Below are 16,687 nucleotides of genomic sequence, written 5' to 3'. Positions count from 1 at the left end.
ATTTTGCTGACAACAGATTTCACCGAATGATAAAACAACCATGAATTTTATGCCATTAATCGCTAAAAACCTTGCTAACATAAGGTTCTTATGCTATCGTTATAACAGAATATTGACCAAATCAATATTTCTTTGCTGATGACTGGACCACTCAGTTTATCAGTTGATGTTTTAAACATCAATACTCATTTCTCAGGAGGTGAATTCATTCATGGCAAACAAAGCAGAATTGATCGAAAAAGTTGCAGCAGCTACTGATTTAACTAAGAAAGACGCTACAGCTGCTGTCGATGCTGTATTTTCAACTATCCAAGACGCATTAGCTGAAGGTGAAAAAGTTCAGTTGATCGGCTTCGGTAACTTTGAAGTACGTGAACGTGCGGCCCGCAAAGGACGTAACCCACAAACTGGTGAAGAAATCGAAATTCCAGCAAGCAAAGTACCTGCGTTCAAACCAGGTAAAGCGCTAAAAGACGCAGTTAAATAGTTTTTGCTGCTGAAACCGTTGTGACCACTTGGTCATAACGGTTTTTTTGTCTAAAAAAACAAACTGAATTAATTGATATTTATTTTTGCTTGTAACTAATATTTCACTCAATTTGTAACTTATTTTTTATTTTACGAACGGCTTAGCTTAGGATAGAATAAAAGAAAGGGTTTTATAGAAAAAAGGAAAAAGAGGGTGAAGCGATGTCGAAGGAGAAATTGTATTACGTGAAAAGAAATGATTCGTGGCATTCCTATGAATTTCTTGCGCAAAGACAAAATGATCCTAAGTGGCGGCAAGCTTTTTTAGAGGCAGAAGCATTAATGGAGCAAGAAGATAAAAAAAGAAAGCGCCGTAACTTTCTCATATTGATAATATCAGTACCAGTTCTGCTGATTGCAGTAATGGTAGGTTTATATTTCTATGGTTCTTCAGGGGAAGAAGTCATTCCGAAAAGAGAAGTTAGTTTGAACGATTCAACGACAATTTCAACTGAGGAAACAGAAGCTTCAGAAACCTTAGACACTTCGAGTGTTGGTCAGGTTTTGACTACTCCTTGGGGCGAGCAAGTGACTGTATTGCGGATATTGTCAAATGGTGAGCGGGTGATTAAGGAAGGCTATTCGCCATCTGATCTGAATGGCGATGGGTTGCTGACCTTTGAAGAATTATCAAAGGTTGAAGAAGAGGCAAATCGTGGAAACCAACAGCCTTATCAACAACAACCTCAGCAGCAACAGCAGGTACCCCAGCAAGGGCAGTACAATAATCAGCAGCAACAGCAGACACCACAACAGGGGCAGAACCAACAGCAGATACCTCAAGACGACCAACAAGGTGTTCAGCCAAGTCAATCAAATACTCAGCAGGCACCCCAAAGTCAGGAAACGCCAGTACAAAATCAACAAAATACGCCACAAAGTCAATAATCAGGTTGTTTCTTTTGTTACTACGCGTTAAAAATCAAAAGAGCTGTAGTTTCTAGAAAATAAAGAAGTAAAATGTTTATCAGCCTTTCGCAGATTTGTTGCGAGAGGTTTTTTTGTAGTATAAAATAAAAGAAACGGGGTGAACGTAATGGAAATAACCTATCGATATGAACAAAATGAGACGCGGATCACATATGGTGAAACTGTTGCTTCGATGATGCGCAAGAAGAATCTGGAAAAAAAGCAAATCTTGTTTTGCGGAAATCAGCGTTATTACGATTTATACGCAGAAAAATTACGTCAGTTTATCCCGAAATCAAGCACACATGATTGGTTCATCACGCCTAATAACCGCTATTGTAACACAATGGATTATTTTCAGGAGTTGATTCACTTTCTTGATCGCTTTAGTCGTCAACGTGAAACAATTTTCCTTGGTATCGGCAATGAAGGAGTGGTAGAGCTTTTAGGTTTTACTCATCATGTTGCAAATTTCAAGGCTGAATTGTGCTTTTTACCTGTTTCATTACGATCTTTCGCTCAAAGCCTTTCTTTTGTCGATCAGATTGTCTCTGATAAAAATATGACGACGGTGATGGAAATTGAAGAAGTTCCGCAAAGTATTCTATTCGATCACACACTGGCTGATCAACAAACAACTGGGAAAATGGTCGATCTCTTGACTTTGATTCGTTGCGGAATCGTTTGTGATTATCCTTTTTTACAAAGCCTTTATATGAATTTCCCCACACGTGAAGCCCTTTTACAGCAGTCATTTTCCGCCTTTAGCGAGACGCTGATCAATTATTATCAGACTCATAGTGAACAGTTGCGGGACTTTGGAAAGACATTTGAAAAAGCTTTTTTCCAGACTGAGAACGGCTCACTGCTGTCGAACAGTATGAAGACGATGTTTGGTCTATTGTTTGAGCTAGCTTGGAATGTGAGGACGGGCGATCTTCATTTCAATTTTAAAAATTTTATGATATGGTTGGTGCGACTAGGATTTCCAATCATGATGCCTGATGGGATTTCGCTGGCTGATTATGGCCAGCAGGTGATTGCTTTAGCAAAAGAAAAACCATTGGCTGGATTGATTCAAGTCGGAGAGGTCGGAATGAAAAAGGTTCCGACGCAAAAAGAACTGCTTCAAACATTTGAAGCATATCAAAAAATCGTTACAGAGATCAGGGGAGAATAGATGTCAAGTTATAGTGAAAAAATGCTCGCAGCATTAAAGGCAGAGGACCTTAGCGAAGCCAATCTGATGTTTGAAGAGGCGTTGAAAAAAGACACGCCGGAAATTTTAGCAAGTTTGGCTGAAGAGTTGCAGGCGTTGGGCTTCCTAGATGAGGCAAAACGTGTGTTAGAAAAATTATTATCAGACTTTCCAGAAGAAGATATTTTCTATCTATCGTTGGCGGAGATCGCCATCGAAAATGATGATATTGATGGTGCATTTGAATATTTAGAACAAATTGCTCCAGATAGTGAAAATTATTTAGAGAGTTTATTAGTGACTGCTGACTTGTATCAAGTTTTAGGTATTCCGGAAGTCAGTGAAGCAAAACTATTGCAGGCAAAAACAATTGCCCCAGAAGAACCACTAATTACCTTCGCTTTGGCTGAATTACATTTTTCTGCTAACCAATTAGGTGAAGCAATCAATGATTACGGGCAGCTTCAGAAACAGGGCATTGATGAAATCGCGAATATCTCCATTGATGAACGAATTGGTACAGCCTACAGCATCATGGGAGGCTTTGAAGAAGCGATCCCGTTCCTTGAACGGGCACTAGAAAAGGAACATACTTCTGATCGTTTATTTCAGTTAGGATTTACTTATTATCAAATCCATGATCACCAAAAAGCGATCAATTATCTGCAAGAACTTATTACGCTTGATCCGCAATATCAAAGCGGTTATTACTATCTTGCAGACAGTTTGAAGGAAGAGGAATTGTTGGAAGAAGCGTTACTTGCTGCAGAAGAAGGGATCAAAGAAAACCCTTATCAAGTTGAGTTGCTACACTTGGCTTCTGAAATTGCTTACCGTTTACGTGACAGCAAGAAAGCAGAAGAACTACTGCTGCAAGCTCTTGAAACTGGCGAAAAGATGGATGAAACGTTATTGACATTAAGCAATTTATATTTAAATGAAGATCAACCTGATAAAGCGATTGAAATGATCAACCAGATGGATGAAGAGGATAACCCATATGCCGCCTGGAATTTGGCTCAAGCCTATAATGAATTGGAAGACTTTGGAGCTGCTGGCACATATTATAAACAAGCGTATGAGGATTTGGCTCATGAACCGGATTTCTTAAAAGCTTATGGAATCTTTTTACGAGAAGATGGTCAATTAGAAACAGCGCGTGTCGTTTTAACGAGTTATTTAGCATTGGAACCAGGAGATTTAGAAGTACAATCATTACTAGAAGAGTAGAGAGGTGAGGGAAATGATCGATGTAGGTGAAAAACGTGAATTTCTCGTGTGGTTGATCAACAATGTGAGTTTTCAACGGCGAGAAGTGATTTGGATTTTGAATTATCTAATTAATCATGAAGCAATTTTACGTAATGTCCACATTGTGGAACAAGCCTTGGAAACAGAGCGCGGATTGGTTTTTCGCGATATTACACAGCGGGAAGAACCAATGATGTTTTCGATTGAAGGACATCAGTTTTCTAATAGTGATCAAATTTTTCATGAGATTCGTCTGCATTGGCAACAGCCTTTATACTTAGAGTGTGTTTTCCCGCATTCTTGGCAGAATGCACAATATCTATCGGTTCTTGAAGACAATCCGGCACTTTCTTGGAATGACAATGTTAGTGAAGAGATTGTATCAGAAGTAGAAAACTATTTGAAGTATCAAGAACGAGAAGCGCAAGTTGATCTATTGAAGAAGCAGATTGATATGGCTTTGGAAGATGGCGACAAAGAAGCTTTCCTGATGTTATCTGATGAATTGAATCGATTAAAATTAACAATCCATGAATAAAAAATCCGAGCATAGACAGTTTTACGTGTCCATGCTCGGATTTTTTAATTGCTGCGTTTTAAGGTAAATCGCCGTCGTTGCGGTTTCAGGTAGGTAAATCCTTCCCCTTCGACATCATGGACATTGCTAATTAAAATAAAGGCTTTTTCATCAACGGAGTGAATGATTTTTTTTACTTCGTTGATTTCTTGTTGGGAAACTACAATGTAAACGATTCGTTTTAACTCTGAAGAAAAACCGCCTTCGCCATGAAGGTAAGTAACTCCCCGTTCTAAATGAGCCATCAATAACTCAGCGATTACATTGCTTTCGTTTGAGATGATCATGACACCCTTGGCCGCATATCCTCCAGATGACAGTACATCAACCACTTTACTGAAAACAAACGAAACAATCAAAGTATACATCATGCGTTTCAAATCTAAGTAGGTCAGCGAACAAATCAAGACAACAATATCAAAAATCAGTAAGGATTTCCCCATTGTAAAGCCGATCTTTTGTTCTAAAATTCTAGCGATTACATCGGCTCCGCCGGTGGTTCCGCCGTTTCTATAGACTAACCCACTACCGAATCCAGCAAATAAACCTGCCAAAATAGAGACGATGAAAAGGTCGTGATCCAAATTAATCTGTAGAGGAATCCGTTGCCAAATCCATAGGAAGACAGACAAGCACACGGTTCCTAGAATGGTGTAATAAAAGGAACGCTTTCCCAAAATCTTTCCACCAATTAAAATCAATGGAATATTAATAAGCAATGTAGTATAGGCTGGATCGATACCAAAAAGAGCGCGAATAATCAGAGTAATACCGGTGACGCCGCCTTCTGCCAAATGATTGGCAATATTTAAATAAACAAGACCAAATGCGTAAATCGCTGTTCCCACCACAATAAATAGAATTTCTTTGATCCGTGTAGTCATAGTCGTTTCCATACGACACCTCCTGATTTATATTTGATATATAGATAGCGACCAAAAAAACTTGCACAGACGCTTGTCTTGTGCAAATTTGATCCTCAACCAACATAGCACGAAATTCAGATAGTTACAACAACATGATAGGAAACAAAACTGTTTTTTGATAAGATAGGTTTGAGGTGGTTTAATGAATGAAAAGACAATGAAAATCATGCAACAGGAAGTTGATGATTATATCCAACAATTTAAAACCGGTTATTTTTCTCCACTCGGTCAAATGGCCCGCTTAACGGAAGAAGTCGGAGAACTGGCGCGTGAGGTCAATCATTATTATGGTGAAAAGGCAAAGAAGGATACAGAGCAGCCAAAAACAGTGGAAGAAGAACTGGGTGATGTACTATTTGTTACGATTATCATGGCGAATTCCCTCGGGATTGATCTAACTGAGACTTTCAATCGCAATATGGAAAAATTCAATCAACGTGATCGTTTTCGTTTTGAACGTAAGGATGGTCTGACAGAAGGTGATAGTCAATGAAATTAGAAGCCTTTCCTCTAGAATTTCAAGGTGCGATGCCGATTTTACGTAAATTGCAATCTGCTGGTTTTGAAGCATATTATGTCGGAGGCAGTGTACGTGATATCTTGCTGAATAAACCGATTCATGATGTCGATATCGCAACCAGTGCCTTTCCGGCAGAAGTGAAGGAATTATTTCACCGCACGATCGATGTTGGAATCGATCACGGAACTGTAATGGTGATTACGAAAGAAGCGACATATGAAGTTACCACTTTTCGAACAGAATCGACTTACCAAGATTATCGCAGACCGGATCATGTAGAATTTGTTCGCTCGTTAAAAGAAGATCTAAAGCGTCGTGATTTCACAATCAATGCTTTAGCGGTCGGAATTGATGGAACAGTGATTGATCTATTCGATGGATTAGATGATTTGCGGAATAAAGTTTTGCGCGCTGTGGGTAATCCCTATGAACGATTTCATGAAGATGCTTTACGAATGATGCGTGCACTACGTTTCGTCAGCCATCTGGGATTCACACTGGAGCCCGATACTTTTGAAGCAATTCAAGAATATCATTCCCTACTGGCGAAAATATCGGTGGAGCGGATCAATGTAGAGTTTGTTAAATTGATGATGGGTTCCTTCCGTGAGGCGGGATTACGGTCTTTTGTCGAATCAGAATGCTACATCTATTGTCCAGGATTGCGGGAATATGGATCAGCCTTGCTGAACTTTGCTGAACTGCGCGGACCTGCAATTCCAACTGAACGCCAAGCTTGGACTTTATTAATGACGATGCTGGATATGAACATAACCGATATTCGCTACTTTATGAAGGAATGGAAATGTTCCAATCAATTGATTCGAGAAGTTACTGAAATGGTACCAGCATTGCAGTTTCGCTTGAAATACGAATGGGACAACTGGACTTTATACCAGTTAGGTAGAGAACTAGCGCTTTCGGTTGAATATCTATTATATTACTTTGAACGTGAGCCGAATTTAGCAAAAATTCGTTTATTATTTCAATTTTTACCGATTTATTCATTAAAAGACCTTGCCTTAAAAGGAAATGAAGTAAAGGATCACTTTGATTACCCCCGTGGGCCTTGGATCAGCATGACACTAAACGCGCTAGAAAAAGAAGTCGTCGAAGGCAGAATAAAAAATGATAAAAAAGAATTATTAGCTTTTGCAGAAAACTTTTTAAAAAAGGAGATGCCATGAAAAAATTAACACAGCAGTATCGAGTTAGTGAAGATCAAACAGCATTAAAAATGGGTTCAGGGGATTTAGAGGTTTTGGCAACACCTGCATTAGTAGCGATGATGGAGAATTGTGCCAAAATTCTCTTAGCTCCCGATCTTTCCGCTGATCAAACGAGTGTCGGCTTCAAAATGGAGCTAAAACATTTAGCGCCGACAGACGTTGGTGCAGAGGTGAAAGTTATCAGCGAGATTATTGAGACTAATGAGAAAAAAGTTGTTTTTTCCATTAAGGCCTATGAGGAAGAACGGCTAATTGGTGAAGCTATTCATCAAAGAGTCATCGTTGGGACGGCAGCTTTTCTAAAAAAATTGAAGTAGAAGCACAACATGTGACCGTTTACTCAAGGTATGCTACACTTAATTTTAGATTAGTAGTGAGGAGAATGCAGAATGGCTAGAGAAATGACAGCGTTAAAATTCTATTTTCGTAATGGCGAAACATGGACAATTGATCGTCGTTACATCGGTGATTTATGGATCAAACAAATTACGACCAGTTTTGGCAGAATTCATGGAAGTGAGTTTGTAGAAATCCATCCATGTGCCGGATTTAAAATCGAAATTTATCAAGAAGGCGACCACGTACAAACGACGGATATCAACCTAGGGGGACTAGAACTAGGTATGTTCGAACGTGCGCGGAAATTTGAGGACATCGAGCGGATGGATATTATTTATCGTGCAGGACATCCTGATTCAGTTTACTTCCCATATAAGGACAAAGACACTGAAGGTCTCGATAACGTTTATCAATCAACTAAAGTTTCTGAAAAAACTAAGAGTCTATATATCGTGATCGATCCAACTAAGGATGTTGATGGTGTATATGGCGATCATTTCTAAAACGACAAAAACAAGTATCCGATAGTGGATGCTTGTTTTTTTGTCAGTCGTGTTGTTTGTAGTTTTTGGTTAATTAGGTAGAAAAAGTTAACAAAATGATATGTGCACGAAAATAAAGGGATTTCCTATTTTGGAAGGATTCCTTCTCTATATTAATCTGGCGGTCAGTCTACTTTTTGAAACTTGTTGAGTGTGAGCGATGGTTTTATTTTTTTAGCAGATTCATATGTTTGGTATTTATCTGTAGGTTAAGTAATACAATTCTCTAAAGAAAATATTAAGGTACCGAAAGAATATTAGCTAACTCCTTGATTTATTATTCAGGTACCTGTATCATATAAATATAAGGTACCTGAATAAAAAGGAGAGATTAACAATGGAAAATCAATTGAATGAACAGTTTATGAAGCTGCAACATGATTTACGTCGTTACTATCATCGCCAAATGGCTAAAAATCAAGGTTATGGTCCGCACCGTGGACAAGGAAGAGTCTTAGCATTACTAAAAATGAATCCTGAAATCAGCCAAAAGGATCTGACTTTTGTTTTAGGAATGCGCCCGCAATCTGTTGGTGAATTATTACAAAAACTTGAAGATAAAGAATTGATTACACGTGAAGTGTCAGAACAAGACCGTCGTGTCATGATTATTCGATTAACTGATCTTGGTAGAGGAGAGGCAGAAAAAATCTCTGAAACTACTGATTTTGGAGAAGAACTGTTTGCTGATTTTAGCGATGATGAAAAAAGCGAATGGACGCGGCTAGTTGAAAAATTAAGTGAGACATTGAAAAACGAGTTGGGAGAAGAAGAGTCAGAAGAATTTTTCGGCGGTGGTAGAGAGTTCCTTGGTCCTCGCCCGCCACACGAGAACGGGCCGCGTGGTCACGGAGGACCTCACGGCAGAGGTCCGGGTCATCCTCACCATATCGATGAACTTGGTGATTTTGATTGGTAGAAAGAAAGCTGTAAAGGGAAAAATTTCCTTTACGGCTTTTTTTTGTTACAATAACTGAGAGAAATTTGAGGATGGTTTGCGATGAAAGAATTAAAAGTGACAGAGCTATACAAAACATTTGGAGATAAAACCCTGTTCGATCGTATTTCGTTTTTGATTCACGAAAGAGATCGAATCGGTTTGATCGGGGTCAATGGAACTGGGAAGTCCAGCCTACTCACTATTTTGGCTGGAAAGGATAGTGGTGACGGCGATGTTTCCGCAATTGACAAGGCCAGCGATTATCGAATCGGCTATTTGGCTCAGGAACAAAATTTTTCAGAAGATTTATTAGTTTTGGATGTTGTTTTCCAAGGAAATAACCCGCTGATGCAAACAGTCCGCACCTATGAAAAAGCGTTAGTACAATTGTCGAATGATAGTAATCAAGAGTCTCAGCGACAATTCACTTTGGCAGAGGAAGGTATGAACAAGCAGGATGCATGGACTGCGGACAGTGAGGCTAAAGCGATCCTAAATAAATTAGGAATCGATACACTGGATAAAAAGATTGGAGAACTTTCAGGAGGCCAAATCAAGAGAGTTGCTCTGGCACAAGTTTTGATTGATGCTCCTGATTTATTATTACTGGATGAACCGACGAACCATTTGGATTACGATGCAATCCAGTGGTTAGAAAAATATTTAAAAGGTTATACTGGCTCACTCCTGATGGTTACCCATGATCGTTATTTCTTGGATCGTGTAACAAATCGTATTTTTGAGCTTTCTTTTGGCAGACTTTATGAATATCAGGGCAACTATGAGGCTTATTTAGTCGAAAAAGCTGAACGTGATCGAATCGCTTTTGAACAAGAGGGTAAAAGGAAACAATTGTATAAGCAAGAGCTCGCTTGGATGCGCGCTGGTGCCAAGGCACGGACCACTAAACAACAAGCTCGGATTAATCGATTTGAAGACCTAAAAGAAAATCTAAATCAAGTCAAAACGGATGGTCAACTTGAGATGAATATCGCCACCACCCGTTTAGGGAAAAAAGTTTTGGAGTTGAAACAGGCTTCTTATGAGATAGACGGTAAAACAATTTTGGCTAATTTTGATTTGTTGATTCAAACAAAGGAACGCTTGGGGATTACAGGTAAGAACGGGGCAGGTAAGTCAACTTTGTTGAATATTTTAGCTGGTAGAATTCCATTAGACAGCGGAGTGATCGAAATTGGCGAGACTGTTCGTTTAGCATATTACACGCAGCAAAATGAAATGTTAGATCCTAATAAGCGCATGATCGCTTACTTACAGGAAGCCGCCGAAGAAGTGAAACAACGAGATGGATCGCGAATCAGTGTTGCAGAGATACTTGAACGTTTCCTTTTCCCGCGATTTATGCACGGTACTTTGATCGGAAAACTTTCAGGCGGCGAAAAAAGACGCCTTTATCTACTGAAGTTATTGATACAGCAACCAAATGTGCTGTTGCTAGATGAACCGACGAACGATCTGGATATTGCGACATTGACCGTTTTAGAGGATTATTTACAGGAATTTTCAGGAGCCGTAATCACAGTTTCTCACGATCGATATTTCTTAGACAAAGTAGCAGAGAAATTATTGATTTTCGAGGGAGATGGTGTGATTGTCGCTTACTTCGGTTCTATTATGGATTATTTAGAACAAGAGACACCGATAAAAGAAGTAAAAGCTGTCAAGGCAAAGCCTCAATCAAAAGAGCGCAAGAAAAAACTTTCTTACAATGAGCAAAAAGAATGGGAAACCATTGAAGATGATATTGCCTTGTTAGAGGGGAAAATTGATGAGTTGACTGAAGCGATGAATCATCAGGGAGATGACTTCACGAAACTTCAGGATCTGCAAAAGGAAATTGATCAGACAGAACAAGCGTTAGAAGAAAAGATGGCTCGCTGGGAGTACTTGAGTGAGATCATTGAAGAAAATTAGTATGAAGGGATACTATTTCAACGTTTTACAGACTGCTAATTCAGAAGGGTGATTAGTTTAATAGTATATGCCATTCACATGAACCATTTTTTTTAAATTATTATTTTTAAAACGAATAAGGAGGAAAACTATGCTTATTGCTATCTGGGCGCAGGATAAAAATGGCTTGATTGGAAGAAACAATCGTTTACCATGGCATTTGCCAAATGATCTTCGTTTCTTTAAGGAAACGACAGTAAATCACACCTTAGTGATGGGACGGAAAACGTTTGAAGGAATGGGTGGTCGACCGTTACCGAACCGTCAAACGATCGTTTTAACTCGAGACAAAGAATATCATGCGGACAATGTTTTGATCATGCATTCATTAGACGAAGTGTTAGCCTATGATCAAGAGAATGAAGGAGAAATATTTATCGCAGGAGGCTCTGCAATTTATACTGAATTTCTTCCTCATTGTGAAAAAATATACCGAACTTTTATTGAAGCTAGCTTTGAAGGGGATGCATATTTTCCATTAATGCTCTGGAATAAATGGCAGCTGATTGAACGTAAACAAGGTCAAAGAGATGAAAAGAATCCTTATCGTTATTACTTTGAAACTTATGAAAGAGCTGGGTCTTAATGACATGGTTTTTTCAAGATTTATAAAGAAATAGTCTCAACAATGATTTATTTCATCAGTTTTGATATACTAAAATTAATTTGATACTAGGTATGGAAAGAAGGATCAGAATGCCAAATGTTAAAATTGTAACCGACTCCTCTTGTACGATTGAAAAATCTGTGCGAGATGAATTAAATATTACTGTGATTCCGTTATCAGTGATGATCGATGACGTGGTTTATCCTGACGATGACGAGTTGACAGGAGAGCGATTCATGGAGATGATGGCACAAGCCAAAAATCTGCCAAAGACTAGCCAACCACCGATCGGCTATTTTGCGGAGTTATATGATGAACTTGGAAAAGATGGGAGTCCGATTGTTTCGATCCATATGTCTCATACCTTGAGCGGCACTGCAGAAGCGGCGCGTCAAGCGACTTTTTTAAGTAGCAGTAACGTCACTGTAATCGATTGCGGCTTCATCGATCAGTCTCAAGCTTTTCAAGTAATCGAGGCAGCCAAATTAGCTCAATCAGGTGCTTCTTTAGACGAAGTGTTAGCTGGTGTAGAAAATGTTAAAAACCATAGTAAATTATTTATCGGTATTTCTTCGCTTGACAATCTAGTGAAGGGCGGACGTATTAGTCGTGTCGCAGGAGTGATTTCCAGTGTACTGAACATGCGTGTTGTGATGGAGCTTGAGAATGGAGAGTTGCTTCCAATTACTAAAGGTCGCGGTAAAAAAACATTCAGTAAATGGTTCGCTGCATTTAAGGACGAACTAGCGAAAGTTAATGTCAAACAAATTGGTATCTCATACGCCGGTAAATTAGATTTTATTGACGAAGCCAAACAGGCTTTACAAGAAATGTTCCCTGATATGCATATTCCAGTGTTGCATACGAATCCAATCGTAGCTACTCATACTGGGCCTGGGGCGTTTGCGATTATGTACTATACAGATTAGTTGACCTGCCTCTAGCGATAGAGGCGCTTTTTTTAACACTCATAAATTTTGACGATTTATAGATATGCAAAGGAGTTTCTATCGAGTTCGGCTGAATCAGCTAATATATACATGCTTTTTGGTGAACTTGCTAAATTATGTTGATTATTATCAAAAAAGTTGAACAAGCCCGATGTTTTGCTGAGGGTCGTCAGTTTAAATTTATGCAGTTTGTTTAAAATAAAGAAGGAGTAGATGAATGAAACGATTTTCAACAATATTGATCCCACTGGCGACAGCGGTTGTAACATTACTTGTTCTATTTTTGACTATTCCTAAAGCCGAATCACGTATTCGTGTTGTACGAGATGAACGTCAAAATTACAAGAGCTCGATTCATTTTGTTGCGGTAGGTGATTCACTGACCGAGGGTGTTGGCGATGAAACCAAGCGTGGTGGGTATGTTCCATTGGTGACAGATTCTTTACAGCAAAAGTATGAGCTGGCTTCAATTGAAAAAGACAACTATGGAGTTTCTGGCGAGCGCAGTGACCAGATTCTAAAGCGGGTGAAAAAAGACTCAGATTTGCGAAATAGTTTAGCAAGTGCTGATCTAATCACTATGACTGTTGGCGGAAATGATCTTTTTCAAGCCTTTCAAAAGAACCTTAACGCCAAAAGTGCAAAAGAGTTTGATCGTTCAATCAAAAAATATGGTGAACGCGTGTCAGACATTTTAGCTGAGATGCGAGAGTTGAATACAAAAGCGCCGATTTATGTCGTCGGAATCTATAATCCGTACTATTTGAATTTTCCTGATATCAAAGCGATGCAAACAGTCGTTGATAATTGGAATACAGAGACTAAAGACTTAACAAAAGAGAGGTCGAATTGTTTCTTTGTTCCCATCAATGACTTGTTGTATAAGGGAATCGCTACAAAAGACAGTGAGCAGACGACTGACAGCTCCAGTTCTGAAGTGAAAAACAATGCATTGTATGACGAAGATAACTTCCACCCGAATAATTTGGGTTACCAGCTGATGGCGACAGCGATTCAGGATAAAATAGTCGAAACGAAGGATTTATGGTTATTAAAGGAGAACAATTAATGGAAGAAAAGGAAGAAAATAAGGAAACTGAACCAAGAGCAGAAACAAGCAGAGCCAGTAAGGTGAAGAACAAAATTAATGGCTGGAAAGTGGCTTTTCTTGTATTGATAGGCATCATCTTAGGAGGGATCATTTTTTCAACAGTCCGAATTTTTACGGCACGAGAAACGAATCTGCCCCCAAGCAGTGAGACCACGGTACCAAAAGGTTCTCCTGTATTGACGATGAACACGAACAAGAAAAAATTGAACACGGTGATGGAATACTTTTTAAATGACTTTCAAAAAGGTTCTGATATAAAGTATGAGTTTTATTTAGAAAATCAAGCAATGCTGAAGGGTGAATTTAAAATCTTAGGAGCAAAGGTGGATTTTTATCTTTACTTTGATCCTTATGTTATGGATAATGGCAATGTTCAATTAAAAGCTCGGGATTTATCAATCGGATCGTTAAATTTGCCAGTCAGTCAAGTGATGGCTACAATCAAAAGAGGATATAAATTACCTAAGTGGGTCGCTATCGATGCAGAGGAGCAAACCATTGTGTTGAAGCTGAACGAGTTCAAATTAAATAACGGAATGTTCATCAAAGCAAATCATATTGATTTAGTCGGTGATGACATCCAATTTAGTTTGTATTTACCGAAAGAGAAAAAGGCAAATGATTGATCAAGCAAATCACTAGTAATCATCGAGGTGAAATAATTGAGAAGAAGTTTTTATCATTATATCTTGACACAGCGTGGTCACAATCTGCATGATCCAGTGGAGGCATTTGCTGGTGAAGTAGCAAAAGACATCATGTTTCCTAAACATTCAGAGGATTATCATGAGATTACGGACTATCTAGAATTGAGTGTCGATTATTTAGACTCGATGGACCTTTTTGATCAGGTTTGGGATAAGTATCAAGAAAATAATAAATAATTAAAAAGGAAAAGTTGAAGAAGGCTTTTCCTTTTTTTTCTAGCGTGCTATCATGAAAAAAAGGGTGAAAGGAAAATGCGCCTTGCAGAAAAAAACGTTACCAGTATCGATTTTTGTTATATCGATCTTATGTACAATAGTGATTACAGCAGTAGTGACACATTTTATCGAACAAAAACAGGCAATGGATAAGGACTCAGTTGTAAAAATCACACGAACGGATCTAGACGATGTTCAAGATTTGTATGATTTGATCAGTACAAATTATGTTGATAAAGTGAATAAGGAGCAGTTGATTCAAGGTGCTTTAAATGGGATGACGGAATCCCTGAATGATCCTGAATCAGAATTTTTAACTGCAAAAGAAACGAAGGAACTGAATGCTAAAGTTGCTGGAAGTTTTGAAGGCATTGGAGCGAATCTGCAACTGGAGAATCGTTTGCCAGTGATTGATCGAGTGCCTGTCAAAAACTCTCCAGCTGAAAAAGCTAAACTGAAGGCAAATGATATTATCCTTGAGGTAGATGGTAAGAAAACTCAAGATAAATCCTTAGATCAAGTTTCCAGTATGATTCGTGGTAAAAAGGATACACAAGTGAAATTATTGATTCAACGAGGTAATGAACAATTTGAAGTATCTTTACAGCGAGATGTTATTCCTGAGGATACGGTCAAGGGCAGCCTTGATTCAAAGGATCAATCAATTGGCTCGATCCAAATCGATAACTTTCGGGAAACGACAGCCTTGGAATTTCGAACAATCATTGAACAGCTGCGTAAAGATGGCGCTAAATCGTTCGTCATTGATCTTCGTCAAAACTCTGGAGGATTGATGGCTGAAGCGGAACGTGTAGCAAGTTATTTTTTGGAAAACGGTGACACCATCGCACAATTTTCAAATAACGAAAAAGTCATCTCCATCGATAAAGCCGGGAAAAAAATCGACCAAGGATTTAAAGTCAAAGAACCGACTGTGTTTCTCGTTGATCAGGAGAGTTCTTATGGGGCAGAGTTACTGGCCGCAGCTGTTAAAAACAAAAACTATCCGATCATTGGGGTAAATACATTTGGAAAAGGTACCGTTCAAAGCCTTAGTCCAATTGGTAAAGATAATTATGTACAATTGACGATCATGAAATGGTTTGCCCCTGATGGTTCATCCGTCGAAGGAAAAGGAGTAACACCAACAATTGAAGCAGACTATCCAGAATACGCCAAGCTCCCGCCGATCTCGAAGCAATCCAACTGGCGTATCGGAGACTCTGGCGATGCTGTTAAAAATATCAATACGATGTTAAAAGCTTTAGGTTATTCAACAGATGGGGATTTGTTCAATGATGCAACGAAAGATGCCGTCGCAAAAATCCAAACAGATAATAATCTATCGGCAACGGGTGCCTTGGATGATAAAACGGTCGATGTTTTACAAGAGAAAGTGTTTGAACTTGTCAAGAGTAATGATGTTGCCTATGCTAAGGCTGTAGAAACGTTAAAAAAATAAACATCTGAGTAAACTACTGCTGCTTTGCTTGCAAGGAGGGAAGCAATTGAAAAAAATATTAACCAAAAGTCACTTATGGCTAGGAGTCAAATATCTGTTGATTTCCCTCTTTTTTGGTGTAGTGATTCGCGGCTTTCTATTGATTCCAGTTCCTGTAACAGGCAACTCAATGGATCAAACGCTGACACAAGGTGATATGATTCTGATGGAGAAATTCAGTAGGGTAAAACGCTTTGATGTGATCGTTTTCCAGCAACCGGATGGAACGATTTATATCAAACGAGTGATTGGATTGCCGGGAGATGAAATTCGATATGAAAAAGACCAGCTTTATATTAATGGTAAAGAAGTCTCTGAGCCTTATTTGACTAATAATCGCAGTCATGACCATCAAGTTTCTCCCTATACGACGGATTTCCAATTGGTCGAATTAACTGGACAAAAAAAATTACCGAAGAATGAATACTTTGTTCTAGGTGACAATCGGCGGATCTCAAAAGACAGCCGATCTTTTGGGACTGTCGAAAGTAAAGATATCTTAGGTAAAGCTCAGGCAGTCTATTACCCATTGACCCATATAAAGATCATTTCGTAAGAAGATGAATTGTTCATCTTCTTTTTTTGATGAAAAAAAGTAAAAAAATTTGAGAAAAGTTCTCATTTTATTCAATTGCGATTAAATTTTTATTACGTTACTCTTG

Annotated in this window: 19 protein-coding genes; 18 read left to right on the top strand and 1 reads right to left on the bottom strand. The window is 38.7% G+C overall.

Annotation, left to right across the window (positions count from 1 at the left end; all coding sequences use genetic code 11):
* The first annotated feature begins 211 nt into the window (after positions 1–211).
* The 5 genes from E6139_RS03620 (at position 212) to E6139_RS03600 (ending at position 4,424) form a co-directional block, all read left to right on the top strand.
* Positions 212–487: an HU family DNA-binding protein gene (locus E6139_RS03620; protein ID WP_010744623.1), complete on the top strand. Its 276-nt coding sequence runs from the start codon at positions 212–214 to the stop codon at positions 485–487.
* Positions 488–690: 203 nt separating this feature from the next.
* Complete coding sequence (locus E6139_RS03615) at positions 691–1,416, top strand: hypothetical protein (RefSeq protein ID WP_316401694.1); 726 nt, start codon at positions 691–693, stop codon at positions 1,414–1,416.
* Between the two features lie 148 nt (positions 1,417–1,564).
* Positions 1,565–2,617, top strand: a complete 1,053-nt coding sequence (locus E6139_RS03610) for a hypothetical protein (protein WP_316401693.1) — start codon at positions 1,565–1,567, stop codon at positions 2,615–2,617.
* Positions 2,618–3,865 (top strand): tetratricopeptide repeat protein, encoded by a 1,248-nt coding sequence (locus tag E6139_RS03605; RefSeq protein ID WP_316401692.1) that lies wholly within the window; start codon positions 2,618–2,620, stop codon positions 3,863–3,865.
* Between the two features lie 13 nt (positions 3,866–3,878).
* Positions 3,879–4,424 carry a YpiB family protein gene (locus E6139_RS03600; protein WP_316401691.1) on the top strand — a complete coding sequence of 182 codons (546 nt, stop codon included), beginning with the start codon at positions 3,879–3,881 and terminating at the stop codon, positions 4,422–4,424.
* Positions 4,425–4,468: 44 nt separating this feature from the next.
* Here the strand turns inward: E6139_RS03600 and E6139_RS03595 are convergent, their stop codons facing one another.
* Positions 4,469–5,359: a YitT family protein gene (locus tag E6139_RS03595; protein WP_316401690.1), complete on the bottom strand. Its 891-nt coding sequence runs from the start codon at positions 5,357–5,359 to the stop codon at positions 4,469–4,471.
* Between the two features lie 172 nt (positions 5,360–5,531).
* Here E6139_RS03595 and E6139_RS03590 point away from each other — a divergent pair, with 172 nt between their 5' ends.
* The 13 genes from E6139_RS03590 (at position 5,532) to lepB (ending at position 16,581) form a co-directional block, all read left to right on the top strand.
* Positions 5,532–5,882: a nucleotide pyrophosphohydrolase gene (locus tag E6139_RS03590; RefSeq protein WP_316401689.1), complete on the top strand. Its 351-nt coding sequence runs from the start codon at positions 5,532–5,534 to the stop codon at positions 5,880–5,882.
* A complete protein-coding gene (locus E6139_RS03585; RefSeq protein WP_316401688.1) occupies positions 5,879–7,096 on the top strand; it encodes a CCA tRNA nucleotidyltransferase in 1,218 nt (405 codons plus the stop codon). Before E6139_RS03590 ends, E6139_RS03585 begins: the two co-directional genes overlap by 4 nt.
* Positions 7,093–7,455, top strand: a complete 363-nt coding sequence (locus E6139_RS03580; protein WP_316401687.1) for a thioesterase family protein — start codon at positions 7,093–7,095, stop codon at positions 7,453–7,455. The genes E6139_RS03585 and E6139_RS03580 overlap by 4 nt, the downstream gene beginning before the upstream one ends.
* Before the next feature lie 72 nt (positions 7,456–7,527).
* Positions 7,528–7,980, top strand: coding sequence for a hypothetical protein (locus E6139_RS03575; RefSeq protein WP_316401686.1), 453 nt, complete (start codon positions 7,528–7,530; stop codon positions 7,978–7,980).
* A gap of 376 nt (positions 7,981–8,356) precedes the next feature.
* Positions 8,357–8,938: a MarR family winged helix-turn-helix transcriptional regulator gene (locus E6139_RS03570; RefSeq protein WP_316401685.1), complete on the top strand. Its 582-nt coding sequence runs from the start codon at positions 8,357–8,359 to the stop codon at positions 8,936–8,938.
* A gap of 81 nt (positions 8,939–9,019) precedes the next feature.
* Positions 9,020–10,894, top strand: coding sequence for an ABC-F family ATP-binding cassette domain-containing protein (locus E6139_RS03565; protein WP_316401684.1), 1,875 nt, complete (start codon positions 9,020–9,022; stop codon positions 10,892–10,894).
* Between the two features lie 130 nt (positions 10,895–11,024).
* Positions 11,025–11,519, top strand: a complete 495-nt coding sequence (locus E6139_RS03560) for a dihydrofolate reductase (RefSeq protein ID WP_316401683.1) — start codon at positions 11,025–11,027, stop codon at positions 11,517–11,519.
* 110 nt (positions 11,520–11,629) lie between these two features.
* Positions 11,630–12,469 carry a DegV family protein gene (locus E6139_RS03555; RefSeq protein ID WP_316401682.1) on the top strand — a complete coding sequence of 280 codons (840 nt, stop codon included), beginning with the start codon at positions 11,630–11,632 and terminating at the stop codon, positions 12,467–12,469.
* A gap of 238 nt (positions 12,470–12,707) precedes the next feature.
* Complete coding sequence (locus E6139_RS03550; protein ID WP_316401681.1) at positions 12,708–13,559, top strand: SGNH/GDSL hydrolase family protein; 852 nt, start codon at positions 12,708–12,710, stop codon at positions 13,557–13,559.
* Positions 13,559–14,227 (top strand): YpmS family protein, encoded by a 669-nt coding sequence (locus E6139_RS03545; RefSeq protein WP_316401680.1) that lies wholly within the window; start codon positions 13,559–13,561, stop codon positions 14,225–14,227. Before E6139_RS03550 ends, E6139_RS03545 begins: the two co-directional genes overlap by 1 nt.
* Positions 14,228–14,263: 36 nt before the next feature.
* Complete coding sequence (locus tag E6139_RS03540) at positions 14,264–14,485, top strand: YozE family protein (RefSeq protein WP_316401679.1); 222 nt, start codon at positions 14,264–14,266, stop codon at positions 14,483–14,485.
* A gap of 82 nt (positions 14,486–14,567) precedes the next feature.
* Complete coding sequence (locus E6139_RS03535; RefSeq protein WP_316401678.1) at positions 14,568–15,986, top strand: S41 family peptidase; 1,419 nt, start codon at positions 14,568–14,570, stop codon at positions 15,984–15,986.
* A gap of 46 nt (positions 15,987–16,032) precedes the next feature.
* Positions 16,033–16,581, top strand: coding sequence for a signal peptidase I (lepB, locus tag E6139_RS03530; RefSeq protein WP_316401677.1), 549 nt, complete (start codon positions 16,033–16,035; stop codon positions 16,579–16,581).
* The last annotated feature ends 106 nt before the right edge of the window (positions 16,582–16,687 follow it).

The organism is Enterococcus sp. (assembly GCF_032555305.1).
In the GTDB taxonomy this organism is placed as follows: domain Bacteria; phylum Bacillota; class Bacilli; order Lactobacillales; family Enterococcaceae; genus Enterococcus_A.
Note: the sequence above shows the minus strand (reverse complement) of the source record. Positions and strands in the feature narration are given on the sequence as shown.